The organism is Flavobacterium sp. 9, from assembly GCF_002754195.1.
Lineage (GTDB): Bacteria > Bacteroidota > Bacteroidia > Flavobacteriales > Flavobacteriaceae > Flavobacterium.
The window spans coordinates 1,173,943-1,192,558 of sequence record NZ_PEEU01000001.1 but is presented as its reverse complement, the minus strand read 5'-3'; the positions used below and the strand labels follow the sequence as shown (position 1 = coordinate 1,192,558).

General features: G+C 33.1%; 10 protein-coding genes. 6 read left to right on the top strand and 4 right to left on the bottom strand.

The features are described 5' to 3' along the window. The first annotated feature begins 16 nt into the window (after positions 1-16). The 6 genes from CLU81_RS04175 to CLU81_RS04150 all read left to right on the top strand — a co-directional run bounded on the left by CLU81_RS04175 (position 17) and on the right by CLU81_RS04150 (position 14,586). A complete protein-coding gene (locus CLU81_RS04175) occupies positions 17-9,832 on the top strand; it encodes a SpvB/TcaC N-terminal domain-containing protein (RefSeq protein ID WP_099708675.1) in 9,816 nt (3,271 codons plus the stop codon). Between the two features lie 5 nt (positions 9,833-9,837). Continuing rightward, entirely contained in the window at positions 9,838-10,725 is an 888-nt protein-coding gene (locus CLU81_RS04170) for an ankyrin repeat domain-containing protein (protein ID WP_099708674.1), read from the top strand. A 222-nt stretch (positions 10,726-10,947) separates the two neighbouring features. Continuing rightward, positions 10,948-11,781: a hypothetical protein gene (locus CLU81_RS04165; RefSeq protein ID WP_144444467.1), complete on the top strand. Its 834-nt coding sequence runs from the start codon at positions 10,948-10,950 to the stop codon at positions 11,779-11,781. Between the two features lie 563 nt (positions 11,782-12,344). Then, complete coding sequence (locus tag CLU81_RS04160) at positions 12,345-12,977, top strand: hypothetical protein (RefSeq protein WP_099708672.1); 633 nt, start codon at positions 12,345-12,347, stop codon at positions 12,975-12,977. A gap of 148 nt (positions 12,978-13,125) precedes the next feature. Next, the gene (locus tag CLU81_RS04155; protein ID WP_099708671.1) at positions 13,126-13,770 is read left to right on the top strand and encodes a hypothetical protein; all 645 of its coding nucleotides are present in this window, start codon (positions 13,126-13,128) and stop codon (positions 13,768-13,770) included. A gap of 162 nt (positions 13,771-13,932) precedes the next feature. Then, a complete protein-coding gene (locus tag CLU81_RS04150) occupies positions 13,933-14,586 on the top strand; it encodes a M15 family metallopeptidase (protein ID WP_233209651.1) in 654 nt (217 codons plus the stop codon). Here the strand turns inward: CLU81_RS04150 and CLU81_RS04145 are convergent, their stop codons facing one another. From CLU81_RS04145 to CLU81_RS04130, 4 genes are all read right to left on the bottom strand, one after another. Next, complete coding sequence (locus CLU81_RS04145; RefSeq protein WP_099708670.1) at positions 14,587-15,153, bottom strand: hypothetical protein; 567 nt, start codon at positions 15,151-15,153, stop codon at positions 14,587-14,589. Between the two features lie 2 nt (positions 15,154-15,155). Next, on the bottom strand, positions 15,156-16,337 hold the full coding sequence (locus CLU81_RS04140; RefSeq protein ID WP_099708669.1) for an SAM-dependent methyltransferase: 1,182 nt from the start codon (positions 16,335-16,337) through the stop codon (positions 15,156-15,158). Positions 16,338-16,340: 3 nt separating this feature from the next. Further along, positions 16,341-17,432, bottom strand: coding sequence for an AI-2E family transporter (locus CLU81_RS04135; protein ID WP_099708668.1), 1,092 nt, complete (start codon positions 17,430-17,432; stop codon positions 16,341-16,343). Between the two features lie 112 nt (positions 17,433-17,544). Next, positions 17,545-18,495: a zinc metalloprotease gene (locus CLU81_RS04130; protein WP_099708667.1), complete on the bottom strand. Its 951-nt coding sequence runs from the start codon at positions 18,493-18,495 to the stop codon at positions 17,545-17,547. Positions 18,496-18,616: the final 121 nt, after the last annotated feature.

Sequence of the window (18,616 nt, the reverse complement as noted above, 5' to 3'; positions counted from 1 at the left end):
TCGATTATCATACTTTATGAAAAATAAAATAATAATACTGGTATTTTTAATAGGTTCTTTTTTGTTTGCAGCCAATTTTGGACCTTACAAAATAGCTTCTTTATTTACTGAAACTATTTTAGAAAAGGAAACCGTTATTTCAAAGACAGATTCTATTGGAATCTTTAGCAGCGAAAACAAAAACATAAAATCATTTCCCGCAGATATTGCCGAGGGAATTATTGGTACAAAAGACGAAGAGGATATTGACGATGCTTATGATAACGTTTTTCATCTTAAAGTTGATGTTTTGCCATCAAATGAAGAACATGCTTATCTGGAATATGAATTGTATGGTTATGATCAGGCAGCTTCGATTTCAAGAAGTTTAAACAATCAGCCAAGTATTGGAGGGCAATTTTTATCTCAAAATAAAAACTGGACCAAACAATCTGAGTTGCTTTCAGAAAAGTCATTGCGAGAAGGCGATAACGTTTTGTTGTTTACCGCTCCCGAAGGAATTTTGAATGGATATAAAGTTAAAAATGTTCGAATTGTCTACAAATCGGCAAAACCTTCCTTTCATTATACGTTACTAAAATCAGAAAATAAATTATACATCAAAGGAACCAATTTTCCTTCTGAGATTAGAAAAATGAGTATTGGCGGAATTGCTATTGATGTAAATCAGCCTGAATTTGAATTGGTATTTGATGCTGAAACTGCTGGTAAATCTATTTTAGTTACCAAAGAAACTTCAACTGGAATTATTGTAAATGAGCGATTAGAAACCAATCAATTTCTAAAAGTAGAACGTTTCAGATCCATTGAAAATGCAAAAGAACGTATTTCAAAAATTGTTGATTTTCAGACAGAAAATAAATTAGCATACAAAGACTTTCTGGCTGTTTTTCCGGTTGGAGCTTTAAAAAATAATGTATCAGTTTCTGTAAGTGGATTGCGAAAAATTGACGTTGCGCCATTAAACGCTGCAATGGTAAACGTTACAGGAACAAATGCAGGTTTTAGATTATTGCCACACGGAACCATTTTTGAAAAAGCAGTAACATTATCACTTCCATTTGATAAAAAAGCAATTCCCGAAGGTTATACAGAAAAAGATATTAATGTATTTTATTTTGATGAAAATAAGAGATTGTGGCAGGAAGTAACCAAAGATTCCTTAGATATTAAGCAGGGAATTATCAAGGCTAAAACGACTCATTTTACGGATTTTATTGCCGGAATTATCAAAATGCCGGAATCTCCGGAAACTTCTGGTTATACACCAACGAGTATTAAAGATCTAAAAGCAGCAAGTCCGTTAGTTGGAATTCAATCCATTGCTCCACCATCGGCAAACGGAAGAGGAACGGCAAGTACAGGTTTTTCTATTGCAATACCAAACGGAAGAGGAGGAATGCAGCCATCGCTGAATTTGCAATATGATAGTGACGGCGGTCATAGTTGGGCAGGAATGGGCTGGGATATTTCGGCACCAACAGTAAGTATCGAAACCCGTTGGGGAGCACCACGATATGATGCTTCAAAAGAAACGGAAACGTATTCGATTGGCGGAGAACAATTAATTCCTAATTCACATAGAGTAGATTGGATTGGACGTACTACAGACAAACAATTTTATCCAAGACGCGAAGGTGCTTTTCAGCAGATTATCCGTAAAGGATCTTCTCCTAAAAATTATTATTGGGTTGTAAAAGATAAAAGCGGAGTTACGAGTTATTACGGAGGAACGGATTCCGGACTTTCGTCAAATGGAGTTTTGCAGGATGCCAATGGAAATGTTGGGCATTGGGGACTTTGTCTGCAAGTCGATTTAAAAGGAAATACGGTTACTTATGAGTACGATAAAAAGGACGGTCAACTCTTTCTTAAAAAAGTATATTACACCGGTTTTGGATCTGATAAAGGAAACTACAGTGTCACTTTTGTAAAAAGTGGAGATTTAGGAGAAGCAAACCGACCAGACGTACAAATTTCGGCAAGATTAGGATTCAGACAATTGAATAATGAATTGTTGCGAAAAATTGAAGTACGTTATAAAAACGATATGATTCGCAGTTATGAACTAAATTATACTTTGGGAGCTTTTAAGAAAACATTGCTTAAATCAGTTTCAGAATATGATTCGGAGTCCAAATTGTTTTATACGAATACCTTAGATTATTTTGATGATATTCGTGATGCTTCCGGAAAATACAATCCGTTTGGACCGGAACAAACGTGGAGTGTTCCAAATGATAATCTTAAAAACAGTTCAATTCCTTCGTTTAGTGATATTTTATTTTCAGGAAAACACTCTTTGGTAAGTAGTTCTGAAGGTTCTACTGCAGGAGTAAGTTACCGTATTGGGGTTGGATTAGCGCTTAATAGCGGAAGTTTGAAAGGTTTTACAGTTGGTGGTCACGGAGGAAATAATTGGGGTTCCTCTGATGTTGCCGTGGTATTAGAAGATCTTGACGGAGACGGATTGCCGGATAAAGTGTTTAAAACCAAAGATGGTGTTTATTATCGAAAAAACTTATCAGCGTCAGGACAAAATTCTTTTGGAGATCTGCAAAGTCTTAATATTAGTGATGTTGGATACTCTAAATCAACTTCGTTTAATTGGGGAGTAGATTTGAATTTAAAATACGGAAACATCGGATACGAAGAACAGCGTTCGACCAATAAAACCAAAGTTTATTTTATGGACTTTAATGGTGACGGACTAACGGATTTTGTTCGCAACGGACAAGTATATTATAACCGATTGGAAAGCGGAATTCCGACTTTTAGAAATAGCAGTACAGGAACTCCGTCTCCCGTTTTTGGAGGAGGAAATGTAACGATTCCCGGATTTACAACAATCTCGGCAGAAGAAATAGAAAAACAAAATCCGCTGCATGATGTTGTTCGTATGTGGGAAGCTCCTGCAAAAGGAATTGTTTCTGTTTCGCATCAATACCAACTTTTAGCAGAATCTACACCTGAACGAATAAAAGCTCGTTCCGAATATGTGAATAATGCAGGAACCGATAAAGCAGATGGCGTTCGTTTGTATTTTCAAAAAGGAAATCAATTAGTTTGGAATGAAGCAATTGGCGCAACTGATTATTCGGTGAAAACCAAACAAAATACAGCGATTTCTGTAGAAAAAGGAGAACGATTGTATTTCAGAGTCAGTTCTGTAAAAGACGGAAATTTTGATACCGTGATTTGGGATCCGGTTATTACGTATTCGCAGGTAAAACAATATGACAGAGATATTAACGGAAATTTAGTCAACAGTGATTTTACGGTTGCTTCCACTTTAAAAGATGTGAACACTTATTCATTAGCGACCTACAAGGCAAGTACAGATTTTTTTAGCAGTTCTCCTGCCGGAAAAGTAGTTCCTGTTGTCGGAAATGTTTTATTGAAAGGAATATTGAATAAACCTGTTACTTCAGATCATATCAAATTAAAGATTTCCAAAAACTATCTGGATGGTGCAAATCCTTCAGTGGTTTTATTCGAGAAAATTTTCCTGGCAAATGATGTAGTAAATTTCGATTTGTCAACTGTAAGTTTGTCGGCATTCGAAGCTGAAACACAAATAACCGTAGCATTAGAAACGGAAACAAATATCAATTGGCAAAGCATTTCTTTTGCGCCAACAGTTACTGTACCGGTAATTTCAGGAGGAACATTAGAAGAAGTTCCTATGGAAGTTTCTCATTTATTATACAATAAAAGAGAAGGAAATTATGCTATTCCGGGAGTAACTACGACTGTAAACGGAAAAGTAAAACTAAACATTTTACCTGCAGATTTGGTTCTGGCACCGCCTTTTCCTGCCGGAACGGTAAATAATTATAATGGTGATGTTATTTTATCGGCGAAGCAAAATAATGTTTTGTTGGCCCGTAAAAGATATAAATTGACAACCGGAACTTTGGTAGAAGTTAACAATGCTTTTGATAATGCGGTTGATTATCCATTGGCTGTTGCTGGGATTCCAATTCAGTTGGAAGTAACGGTTTCTAATCCGCAATCTGTTGCTATTCTTAGAAATTATCCAAAATTAAATGCGCTAAATATTCAGGTTCAGGTAACCGATTTAAAAGATATAGCAGATCTTACAGATGATGTTATATCAAATAATACGACCAATGATTTTGCGATTTACAGCCTTTTAAATACAGATGAAAGAACGCTTGGATTGTATCAGCACAATTGGGGCGGATTTGTTATTAACGGAAATCTGGCTTCGGATACTATCGATCAAACGCTGCTAAAACAATCAGATGCTTATAATACAGAACCTGATTTGAACAATACAGATCCCGAAAATTATAATGGAAAAGGATATGAAGTTGCCAATAGTTATTTTGTTTCGCTGAATCCATCTTATGCAAGATCTAAATGGGAAGGTCTGGAAGAAGGAATTTATATAAAAGGGCAAACAATAGGAACTTCGAGATTAGGAGAAGATGATATTGCCGATTATACTGATTTTTCTATGCCAACATTGGCTGGAGGAAGTACTTCGGCACTTGATATGATTAACGAAAGCAAGAGTAAAAGTATTTCTGCCGGAGTTTCTGCGGGTCAGGCAAACATAGGTTACAGCAAATCGATCGATGGAGATTCGTATGTAACTCAAACGATGAGCGATTTTAATGGCGATAGATTTCCGGATTATATTCGTGGAGAAAATGTACAGTTAACTGCTCCTGTTGGATCTATATCAGACGAGGTGGTTAATATTGGCGATAATTTCAGTCATTCTAAAACAAGTTCTGAAGGACCTAATTTTGGAGGAAGTTATAGCCACGGATCACCTTCAAATTCCCTGAGTGTTACAATTGGAAAAGCAAGTGTCAAAAAAGATTCTGCAAAAGGCACCGCTTCAGATGAAGCCGAAAAAGGAGGAAACAGTATTTCTGTAAGTGCTTCTAAAGGAAAAGGTGAAGACCGCTCGACAATGATACACAGCGATATTAATGGAGACGGATTGCCGGATAAAATATCAGAATCAGGAGATGTATTTTTGAATACAGGATATGGTTTTCTACCAGTCGAAAAATGGAATTTTGATAGTATAAACAGTGGAAATTCTACAGATTGGAGTGCCGGTTTGGGATATAGTATTAAACAAGGTTCAATTTCCGGAGGTGCCAATTATGCCAGATCTCAGTCTGATAGTGACGAATCTTTCATGGATATTAACGGCGATGGATTGGCAGATAAAATAAGATATGAGGGAAATAGCATGTTGGTTTCCCTGAATTTAGGAGGCTCTTTTGATACACCAATTGACTATCCGAGATTCGCAGAAATGAATCAGAACAAAGGAGTTAGTTATGGTTTTAATGCCAATGTATCGATCGATATTAGTATCTGGTTGTTGCGTATTACACCAACTATTGGAGGAAGTAAAGGATGGAGTACCAACCGTTCTGAGGGGACTTTTACGGATATTGATGGCGACGGAAACCTTGATTATATTATTTCTAAAGATGATGGACATCTTACAGCGCAGCTTTCGAACATTAGAAGAACCAATAAATTAAAAAGCGTTACCAATGCCGCAGGAAATAGTTATGTGGTCGATTATGAATTATTAAAACCAAGTTATGAAAATCCTTCTGCAAAATGGGTTTTACAATCTGTAGATATTTTTGATGGACACGTAGGTGATGGAATCGATCATACGATTGCAAAATTCAGATATGAAGACGGTTATCATGATCGTCGTGAAAGAGAATTTTATGGTTTTGGAAAAGTAATTCAGGAACAAATTGACGCTGCCGATAATTCAGTTTTTATGACAACTGTTCAGGAGTTTTACAATCAGGATTATTTCCGTAAAAATCTTTTGAAACACAGTTATACAAAAGATAAAAATGACAAAATGCGTCAGGAGTCAGAAAACGAATACAGTCTTATTGATGTTGCAACGCAGGCAAGCGTTCCGGTATCTGACTTAAATTTACCAATATGTGATGCCAAACGTATTTTTGTGGGATTGATTCATGTTAATCAAAAAGTATATGAAGGTGGAAGCGATTATCTGGAAACCAATACTTTTAATACCTATGATGCGAATGGAAACATCACACAATATGAAGATTTAGGAAACGGAACTGCCGATGATAAAGTAACAGCAAAAATTAGCTATTACGAAAGTACAACGCCTTATTATGGCGGAATTCCGAAACAATTAGAAGTGTTCACAACTGATGGTTTACGCCGTAAAAGAGCGACTTCTATAAATACAACAACAGCAGAAGTTACTCAAATAAAAAATTATAGTGCAGCCGATAAAATTGCACTTACGGATATTGAATATGATACGTACGGAAACCTGCAAAAAATAACAGGACCAGCCAATTACAAAGCGCAGCGAATGACATTAGAATATACTTATGATGCAGATAATCATCAGTATATGACGGTAATAAAAGATGCATTTGGGTATCAGAGTAAAATGGAATACGATTATCGTTTTGGAGTTGTATTAAAAACTACAGATCGCAATGATCAAAGTAATATCATCACACTGGATGCTAAGGGACGTCTGGCAACTATAAAAGCACCTTATGAAATTGCTTCGGGAAAACCGTATACGATAGCGTATGAATATTTTCCGGAAGCTAAAGTTCCGTATGCAAAAACTAAAAATTACGATCCGGAATTAGACAAGGATATTGAAACCTATATTTATACTGATGGATTAGGAAGAGCTTTGCAGGTGAAAAAAACAGCAAGCTTATTTACACAGTCTGGAAGCCCTGATCAGGAAGCTCAAATTATTTCCGGAAAAATTATTTATGACGGATTAGGACGACCAACAACTAGTTATTATCCAACTACGACAACAACTGTAGATAACAATTTTAGTACAGCTTTGTCGACCATTACACCTACCAAAACCGAGTATGATGAGGTTGGTCGTGCTGTAAATGTAACCTTACCTGATGGAAGTATCAATAAGATTATTTTTTCTTTAGATAATTATGATGGAGTTCCGGTTTTGCATACCACACAAACCGATGCTTTAAATAAAACAAATGAAACTTATACTGATGTGACGGGTCAGAATATGGCAAGTAAACAAAATGATTTGCTTACAAAGTTTGAAACCAATGCATTGGGTGAAACCATAAAAGTGACAGATGCTATGGATCATATTACTAAAAGCAGTTATGATTGGTTGGGGCAACGTATTGAGTTTACACATCCTGATGCAGGAATAACGACCTTACAATATGATTTAGCAGGTAATTTGACTTCACGCATTACACAAGACATCAAAAATACGGTGCCAAATGGCGGAGCAATACAATACGAATATAATTTTAATAGACTAGAGTCTATAAAATACCCTAAAAACCCGCAAAATAACGTACAATACAATTATGGCAAAGCCGATGGAACTGCATCACGAAGAGGCAGGCTTTGGTTTGTACAGGATGCGAGTGGAGGACAGGAATTTTTCTATGGAAAACTGGGTGAAGTCGAAAAAGAAATTCGTACGCTTCGTATCACACCAACAGATGTTCAGACTTATATTTCTCAATTCGAATATGATACCTGGAACAGAATCCAGAAAATGATTTATCCTGATGGCGAAGTGGTGGATTATACCTATAACCGCGCAGGAAATTTGCAAAGTATGCAAGGGAAGAAAGAAAGCCATACGTATGATTATATCAAACAATTGAGTTATGACGAATTCGAACAACGCAAGTATTTAAAATACGGTAACGGAACCGAAACCAATTATACTTATGATGCTATATTGCGCAGATTGCAGCAATTGCAGGTGAAAAGCGGTGCAAGACAAGTCATGAATAACAGTTATAGTTATGATTTGGTTGGAAATGTTTTAGGAATCAAAAATACGGCTCCAATCGTAAACAATACTTTAGGCGGAACTTCCAGTCACGAATACCAATATGATGATTTTTACAGGTTAAAATCTGCAAAAGCAACGTATCAGGGCGAGTTTACCAAAGCAAGTTACGAGCTGAATATGAGCTATAATAAAATGCATAATATTACCAATAAAAACTTGGTACATACTGTAAACAATGTGCAAAAAGGATATGTTTTGGATTATAATTATGATAATGAATTGCATCCTAACGCACCAAATAAAATTATAGAAACCGGAAAACAAGAACCGCGACAATATGCCTACGATGGCAACGGAAATCCAACTAGTTATACGGAATACCAAAGTTTCAGAAAAATGACATGGGACGAAGAAAACCGTTTAATGGGAATCAATGACAACGGTAGAATTCACCAATATAACTATGATGCAAGTGGAGAAAGAGTGATTAAAAGTTCCGGAGATTCTCAAAATGTAGCTATTAATGGCGAAACTGCGGCCACTATGGTTCATACAGATGATTATACAGGCTATGTTTCTCCGTATTTTGTAATAAGCAAAGGAAAGTTTACCAAGCATTATTTTGAAGGTGCAGGACGTATTGTAAGTAAGTTAGGTAACGGAACTTTTGCTCAGCCATTAGGCATCACAGCCGGAGGAGTAAATTATACCAAACTTACCGCTGAGCAACAAAAAGCTTTAGATGCTTATGTAAAAAGTTTAGGTTTGCCTCCGGGACCGCCAACACAACAAGGTATTTATGGTACACCAGAGTTTACAGGTAATCCTTACCCAAGCGGAGTATTAAAACCAGTTGAAGAAAATCAGGAACCACCGGAAGGCTGGCCACGTAACCCAATTTTTAATGCTCCGGGAGATGTTCCGGGACCACCGGTACAATTTGGACCACCAATAGAACCTACAACGGTAAAAGCGGGAGAAGGCTTCACAGGAATTGGTATGCCGGAAAATGATATTTTCTATTTTCATCCCGATCATTTAGGAAGTACTTCGTATATTACCACTCGAAACGGCTCTATTTCGCAACATGTCGAGTATATTGCCTTTGGAGAGGTTTTGTTTGAAGAGCATTCTAGTTCATTTTCTTCGCCTTATTTGTTTAATGGAAAGGAATTGGACAGAGAGACGAATTTATCGTATTTTGGTGCTAGGTACTATGATGCGAAAACCAGTTTATGGTTGAATGTTGATCCAATGGCAGATCATCCTAATCAGATAGATAAATCTGCTTATAGTGCATTTTGGGGTAATCCTATTAAATATACTGATCCAGATGGTAGATGTCCTAAATGTGAAGATGAAATTTATTTAGAATTAGCAAATCACGTCTATGAAGCAAAGAGAGGTGATATTTCTCCAAACGGATGGCAGGCAATTCGCGTTGACGAAAATAAAAAGACTGGATATAAAGGTGTGCTTTATCAGGGGTTTAATGAAACAAATGAAAAACAATATATTTATGCTACTCAAGGGACTAATCCTGGCTCAGGAGATGATTGGGAAAATAACATTCAACAGGCAGTAACGGGTAATTCACCACAGTATAAGCAATCAATTGCTATAGCGAAGGATCTGGCTTATTTTTATAAGGGAATTTCCTTTACTGGTCACTCTCTAGGTGGTGGTTTAGCAAGTGCAAATGCTTTAGCGGTTGAAGGAAAAGCTGTAACATTTAATGCCGCAGGATTATCTAGTATGACTAAGTCTAATAATAATCTCACAGGAAATGTTGCGAAGATAACTGCTTATGTTGTACAAGGGGAGATAGTAAGTCATTTACAAGGTAAAATAGGATTAAGGGCGGAAGGTAAAATAGTTACATTACCAGCCACATATATAATGCAAATACCATATCTCAAAACTGATGATCAAATAAGAACAGCCCAGCGTATTAGTAATCACTTAATGGGGCCTGTAATGGAAAAATTTAAGGAATCAAAAAGATAAAAACTATGAAAAGTTATTTTAAACTTGTAATTTTTGTAATTTCTATGTTATTATTAAGCTGTAAACAAGAAAATAGAAATGTTGCGTTTTTTAAAGATACAAAAGCTTATGATTTAGCAAAAGCTGTTGAAAAAGAAGATTTAGATAAAGTTGAAAACTTAGTCAAAAGCGATGCAAAACTAATGGAAGTAATTGATCCTATTTCAGGTTCTAATGTTTTAAGTTTAGCATTGACACTCGAAGATTTTGAATCTTTTAAGAAATTATTGGAATTAGGAGCTAATCCAAATTTTATTAATCCTATTACAAAACGAAGTGTTTTAATAGATGCTTGTACTTTTTACAATAAACCAGAACCTTATACTATTGATTTAAGATATATTAGATTATTGTTAGAGAAAGGGGCTAATCCAAATTACATTGTAGAAAATGATTTTACAGATAAAGAAGGAAATTATCACATGGCAACTTCTGCATTATATGAAGCCAGTTCAATAGATTTAAATATGGTAAAACTTTTAATAAAAGCAGGAGCAGATCCTTATAAAAAATTAGACAAGAATCAAAGTTCTCCTTTTTCAAATTCTTTGCAAACTTCAAAAAATGGTTTTGAGATTGCAAATTATTTTATTGATAGCCTTAAGGTTGATATTAATGAACCAATATCAATTAATATACAGATGCCATCTAATGAAGAGGTTAAATTTTATATTCAAGATGAGGTTGTAAATAAGTTTTTATTAGCAAAAATAAAAGGTGATACGCAGGAAGTAGATAAGCTGAAAAAAGAGAATAAAGATATCGAAGAGAATAATTATGAAAGATGGAAATTTATTTTAAAACTTGAAGAGTTAGGAGTTGATTTTAAAAATTATGATTATAAAAAATATTAATAAGGAAACATATTAAGTGTTTCCTAGCTGCACAAGTGTCTGTCGCTTTGAACCTTTAAAAGATATCGATAAAAAATGAAATACGTAAAAAACTTCGCTGTTAAAGCGAGGTTTTTTTGTTGGTTTAGAATTGTCTTATTTTAATATAAATAAAGTTTTAAAAAGTTTTTTTTGTTTGTATTATGATATAAATTTAAATGAATTAAAAAATACAAAAGAATTATGAAGATTTATTTTAAACTTGTCATTTTTGCTATTTGTATGTTAATAGTAAGTTGTAAAAAAGAGAATATAAATGTTGTATTTTTTAAAGATACAAAAGCTTATGATTTAGCTAAAGCTGTTGAAAAAGAAGATTTAGATGAAGTTGAAAATTTAGTTAAAAGCGATGCAAAACTACTGGAAGTAATTGATCCTATTTCAGGTTCTAATGTTTTAAGTTTAGCATTGACACTTGAAAATTTTGAATCTTTTAAGAAATTATTGGAGTTAGGAGCTAATCCAAATTTTATTAATCCTATTACTAAACGAAGTGTTTTAATAGATGCTTGTACTTTTTACAATAAACCAGAACCTTATACTATTGATTTAAGATATATTAGATTATTGTTAGAGAAAGGAGCTAATCCAAATTACATTGTAGAAAATGATTTTACAGATAAAGAAGGAAATTATCACATGGCAACTTCTGCAATTCATGAAGCTAGTGCATTAGATCTGACAATGGTTAAAATCTTAATAAAGGGAGGAGCGAATCCTTATAAAAAATTGGAACAAAATCAAAGCTCTCCTTTTTCAAGTGCTTTAAAAGGATTTAAGAATAAATTCGAGATAACAAATTACTATATTGATAGTTTAAATGTTGATTTAAAAGAGCCATTAAGTATTGTTAATAGACAACCTTCAAATGAATTGACAGAGCTTTATGTACAAGATTATATAAATATTTTTTTTTCTTATGAAAAAGGAACTGAGGGCTATAAAAAGACGCAAAAACTTATTGAGAAACTTAAAAGTAAAGGAGTAAATTTTAATGATTACAAATATAAAATGTGATTTTTTTTTGATATATCAATGATAAATAATAGATAGTAATGAGAATATCAATTTACATTTTATTAGTAGTATTTTATATATTGCTTGGATTAGTCGTTATTTTGTGGTTTATGTACCACGGAAGCGGTCATAAGATTCCAATTGAAACAGATAGATTTTTATTTTTTCGATTTTAATAAATATTCTTATAATTATTGGATTAAAAATTATTTTAAAAAAAATCTCTCGAAGAGAACAGGAATAGAAGAGTTGATTGCTTGGATATTTTCTGTACTCTCATTCTGGCGCTAGCATCTTGCTTATGAATGCAAAGAATGGACAAAGAACAAATAAAAATAAAAACCTTACTGAGAAGCGAGGTTTTTTTTATGTGTTTCGGATTGTCTTATTCTAATATAAATAAAGTTTTAAAATATCTTAGTTGGTGAAACAAATGTGATTGAAAGAACTGGAGAAAGGATAATAATGCAGGAAGGAAAAGGAAATTACACTAGGATATTAGAAAATGGCGGTTTTCAGATATATAGAGAAGGAAAAGTGGTGGTAAATAAACTTGTTGAATAATGATAAATAGTAATTTGGAAAGTTTTAATGTAAAAGTATTTAATATTTTAAAGTCGAAAGATGAACTTAAATATTTAGATTATGAAGTTGATCTTTCAAAAAACATAAGCAGGTTCAATTTTAGTAATGGCATTTATTTAGGATTTGATCAGAAGATATATGTTTATTATACAGAAGAGGAAGTCTTAAATCACTCTGTTTATGGTGTGAAACAATATTTAAATCATGATACTACTTTAAAGCAGTTTGATATTGTAGAAGATGCTTTAGAGTATATTGAATATTTACAAAATCTAATAAAATATAAACAATTAGAGCAATTTTTTTATTTTGAATGTAAATCAAAAAAAACGATTCAGACTTTATGGAAGAAATTTTCATTAAAGATTGTAAATAACCAAAAAACAGATGATTATGTTGTTAGAATAGATATGTCTGGATTAGATTTCTTCGTTACAATTTGTTTTTTTGCAGCATATGAGTTTGAAGTTGATTTTGTACCAGCTGATAAAAATTGGTCCACCCATAAAACAAAGAAATATCTTCATATTGATGATTTATTTGTTGATTTAGAAAATTATACTCTTTATGATTTGATTCCAATAGAAAAATATGAAAGAGATATGTTTTAAATTCTGCTACCAAGCGTGTAATTTACGATTTAACAAAAGATACAGTTTCTAATACACTAACGCGCACAGCAAAATTGCCGAAGCAGAAAAACTACTTTAAGAGAATATGTATAGATTTATACTATATTTACTGTTAATATAATAAACAATGAAAAAAATAATTTTAGTTGCAATAGCCTTTTTATTTGCAACTGTAGGACACGCCAAATACAATAAAGCAGTTTTGTATATGGAAGACGGATCAATCAAAAAAGGTCTTGCTGAAATGGTAGAAAGTGAAGATTCTAAAGTGAATTTCAAAACTGATGAAGAAGCAAAAAAAGAAAAAATCGCAAGTACAGATATTAAAAAAATCGAATATATATCCTCTGATGATACTAAGTATATAGCTGAAAGGTTATATGCAACAACAGCCAATCTTTTGACAGGGAAATTTTCGAGGTCCAGAAAAAAGTTGTGGTTTTATATTATTTATGACAAAGATGTAAAAATTGGCGGTATTAGTGCCGAAGGCAGCAGAAGACCAAATGCAGGTGGAACAAGTACCATAGTTACTTTTGCAAATACAGCATATTATTTTGGTAAAAAAAACAGTGAAGAATTGGTTTTTGGTAATGCAACCACAGCATCAATGGGTTTTGCGATAGGAACAGATTCATTAATCAGAAAAATGTCTAAAGAAGCTTTTGCTGATTGTCCTAAATTAATAGATGCAATCGCTAAAGAAAATTTCAAAAACGGAGATGTTTTGAATCAATTGAAAGCAATTTTCGAAAAGTATAAATGTAAATAAGCATTTTAAAAAATATAGAAAACAAAACCCACTCATTTTGAGTGGGTTTTGTTTTTGATTAACGATAAATTTAGTACTTGAAAAGACATAATTAGTACTTAAAAATATTAAACAGGAGATTGATTTTTTTTACGTAATTTCATTTCTCAAATTATATGACTCATGAAACAATTAATGAAAGCTATTTTTTGTGCAGGATTTCTTTTTTGGGTGACTTTCTCAAATGCGCAGCATGAAGTATATACAACTCCTGCACAACATCAGGTTGAGGATACTACTTTTGTGAATTTAAAAGATTACAGTCAGGATTTTGTTTATGATATGAAGTATGCGACAGAAGATAATTTTCTGAAAGCCAAAGTTTATGATTGTGCTGAGTGTATGTTGCGTTATAAAACCGTAAAAGCTTTAATTGCCGCCAACAAAGAATTTATGAAGCAAGGCTGCAAAATAAAACTTTTCGATTGCTACCGACCTTTATCTATTCAGAAAAAAATGTGGGAAATCGTTTCGAATCCGGAATATGTGGCGGATCCAAAAAAAGGCTCCATCCATAATAGAGGAGGAGCCGTTGATATTACTTTAGTAAATGCCCAGGGAGAAGAACTCGAAATGGGAACTACTTTTGATTTTTTTGGAATAGAAGCAAGCCATAATTATAAAAAATTTCCAACATCAGTACGAGCAAACAGAAAGTATCTGAAAATGGTAATGATTCAAAATGGCTTTAATTCATTTGATTCAGAATGGTGGCATTATAATCTAAAAACAGGTTTAAATGATAAAGTTTCCAATCAAAAATGGGATTGCAATTAATTATTCAACACATCTTATGTTGTCAATAAAATAAGTATTTGGATGGTAAACTTTTCCATTCAATTCAGATGTTAAATCAGGTCTAACAATATAATCTTCAACATCTGTTAAGTATTTTATTCTCATAATAGAAACCGGCGATTTTTTTAATTCTTCAAAATTATCTTTCAGAAACATAAAATATCCGGTGTTTACGCGATTATCAAAACCTTTATCATCGCGAATAAGAGTTCCGCAATTTTCCTGATTAACGTGAATTAAAGTAATGATTTTACCGTTTTCTAATTGTAAAAATACTTTTGAGTTTTTGTCAAAACAATTCGCTTTTATAAAGTCTTTACTTTTTTGAATCACTTGCAGGTTTAAGGTTGGTAAACCATCAGTTTGAGCCAATGATAAGAAAACATAACTGGATGTTCCTCCAAAGTTTTTCTCACTGACTAAGTATTCGTTAGTTATTTTATAAGTACCAATTGAGTCTGATACATTAGCACTGTATTCACATGGTTTTTGGGCAAATGCAGTAAAGGTTAATAGAAAAAAAGTTAGTGTAATTAGTTGTTTCATTTTTAAGTTATTTTTCTGCAAATTAAAACTATTTTGTTATCATTTTTATCTGTTGTAAAAAAACAATACAAATTTCCACCATTTTTTATTTTCCATTTTTTTCGAATGTTTTCTACCGTGTCCGGAAAGTTTCGTGTAGTAAGATTTGCCTGTTGATTTGCAAGTTCAGATTTCATTTCATTTTTACTATACGGAATCACTTTTTCGATTTCGAAAGTTCTTCCCGGAAAGTCAATTAGTTCATCTGAAGTATATAAATGAGAATGTTTGTGCAATTTATTAATATCGAAAATAACACTTACTTCATCAAAACCACCAGATTTCATAATGGCCGAATTGGGTTCGTAAACATATTTTTGAGGTAAATGATAAAAAGCAAAGACCGAATCATCACCTAAAACAAACTCAAAAGTTTCTGTTTTCAGTTTTAGAATATTGGCAGTTTTAATCGTGATTTCTCCTGAATAATTATTGTGAATTTCAAAAAGCAATTCTTTTACTTCATTTTCAAGAGCAATAATATGAATGTTTTTTACGAATTTAAGTTCAGATAAACCTGCAGAAATATCGAGTAAAGGAGCTGTTTTAATTAAAATAGAATCTGTTTTTTCGAAGTAAAAATCTAAAGATTCGGGAACATTTGGCAAACAATCTTTCAGCATAAAAACTTTGCCTTTCGCATCATTTCTGCGGGAAGGATCAATATAAATCCAATCCCATTTTTGATTTGATTCTTTTAGAACATTGGCAGAATCATCGGCATAACAAACACAATTATCAACTTTAAGCTGTTCAAAATTATGTTTTACAATTGCAGATAAATCTTCGTTTATTTCGCAATGCGCAATGTTTTTAAATCTTTTAGAAAAGTAATAATCATCAACCCCAAAACCTCCCGTAAGATCAATCAAAGATTCTCCCGAAATCAAAGAAGCTTTATAAGCCGCTGTTTTTTCGGATGAGGTTTGTTCTACAGATATTTTACTTGGATAAATAATATTATCGGTTGCAAACCAGGTTGGTAATTTATCTTTTGCTTTGGATTTAGCTTCAATCTGAGTTAAAATCAAAATCCAGTCTACTTCAGGAAATGGATTTTTCTGAAGCGCTAATTTTGTAATTGGGGCACCACTATTTTGAGTTATAAAATCCTGAATATTTTGGCTTAAAATAGAAGTATTCAATGTTTAAATTCTTTCGGTTAATACGGATACAATTTTGTTGTTAGGAAAAAACTCTTTCAAAATTACTTTCAGCATTGTAAAAACAGGAATTGCGATAATCATTCCGACGATTCCAAAAGTAATTCCGCTGATTAAAGTAACTAAGAATATTTCCAGCGGATGCGAATTTACACTTTTTGACGAAATTATAGGTTGACTAATATTATTATCAATCGCCTGAACCAGCAAAAAGCCAATGATTACATATATAGTTGTAGGTAGAATTTCAGATCTGAAATCACTTCCAATTAAACTAATCATCGTTAAAAGTCCAGCTAATATAGTTCCAATAATGGGTCCGATGTAAGGAATAATGTTTAAGATGGCACATAAAAAGGCAATTACAAAAGCATTTTTATTTCCAAAAATCATTAAAACAATAAAATAGAGAATAAACACAACCGTTAATTGAAGCAATAAACCAATAAAATAGCGGGTTAAAAAGTGATTTATTTTTGTAATCGAGTTTAGAATTTTATCTTCATTTGTATCAGGAAGAATTTTTCTTGCGCTTACTTTAAAAGCGTCCTGATCTTTGATAAAGAAGAAAGTAATAAAAAATACAGAAACCAATCCCATTCCCATATCGGCCATAAAGCCAAAAATAGAGTTTAGAAATGCTGTGAAATAACTAAAATCCAATAATGAAGTTACTTTTGGGTTCTTTAAAACTTTGTCAAAATCAACATGCTGAATATTGAAATAAGTTTCGATACTTTTCTCGCTTTCAATAAATTGATGTTGCAATTGATTAGTATCTAATAAAGATAAATTATTGGCTTGCGAAATAATCAGTGGAACAAATAATAGGATAAAACCAACAATTGCAAGTATAAAAATAATCAGCGCAGTTGTTGCGGCAAGTGAATTACTGAATTTCAATCTTTTTCTTAAAAACTGTACCAACGGATTGGCAAGCAAACACAATAACAAGGAAACACATAAATAAACAATTACGGTTTGTATTTCGTACAAAAAGAATAAAATGGCGGCAATAATTAAGATTGTTACGAGAGCTCTTAGGATTCCGTTTGAAATAGTTTTAGATGTTATCATGTTTAGGTTTTAGAGGATAAATATAGGAAAAAGCTTTTAAAATTTTCATGGAAACAAAAAAAAGCGAGATGAATACATCTCGCTTTTAAGTTTGCTATCTTGATTTCTTTTCTTAGATTCCAAAAGCAGCTCTTGGACCTCCAGAAAGGAATATTGCAGCCATTCTGCTTTTTTGCCCATTAGAAAACATGTACATTGCGTTATCGTCAACATAATCCATGTAGTTCATTGTCATTTCTACAGGAGTACCAGAACAAGTACTGTAGTGAGGGTAAGCAGGAACACCATAATTTGCATCATTGTGAGTTGGAGTATCAGATACTAAATCGCTTCCGCAAGTTGCATCTCCCCAGATGTGACGTAGGTTCATCCAGTGACCAACTTCGTGAGTAGCAGTTCTTCCTAAATTATAAGGCGCTGCAGCAGAACCAGATAAACCAAAATATTTAGAATCAATTACAACTCCGTCAGTAGCAGATGCTCCTCCAGGAAATTGTGCATAACCTAATATTCCGCCACCAATAGCGCAAGACCATATGTTAAGTTTTGTAGTTGGCGAAGTTGGTGCAAGACCTCCCTGAGCCGTTTTTTTCATAGCGTCATTAGTTCCCCATGAAGTTTTTGTAGTCGATTTTCTGATGATTTGGTCAAGAACAAAAGAAATTCCAACATTAGCTTTTACACCAGCAAAAAGAGCAGGTACGCTATTGTAATCTGAGTTTAATGCATTGAAATCCTTGTTAAGAACATCAATTTGAGATTGAATTTGTGCATCAGAGATGTTCTGAGCAGCTGTTTTGTACAAAACATTTACTACAACCGGAATTTGAACTTTGCCATTTACAAGTTTTCCAGAAAGCATTGCTTTGTTTGTGTATGCTTCAATTTCATTCATTCTGATCGCTAACATCGGATCAGCTTTTAACTGTGCTTCTAATACTTCTTGTGTGGCGCATCCACGACGAGCTGTTGCACTTGCTTCTGAGCCTGCAGCTTCAGATTGGTCATTTTGACAAGAAAACAGCACTAACGCTGTGAATGCGGTAATAAGAACTTTTTTCATAATAATTTGGATTTTTGTTATAAAAAATTACATTTGGTTAATTATGTGACAATTTTATAACAAAAACATAATGTAGCAAAACTTTTACAATAAAATATTTGTGAGAATTTTACAATCCCTT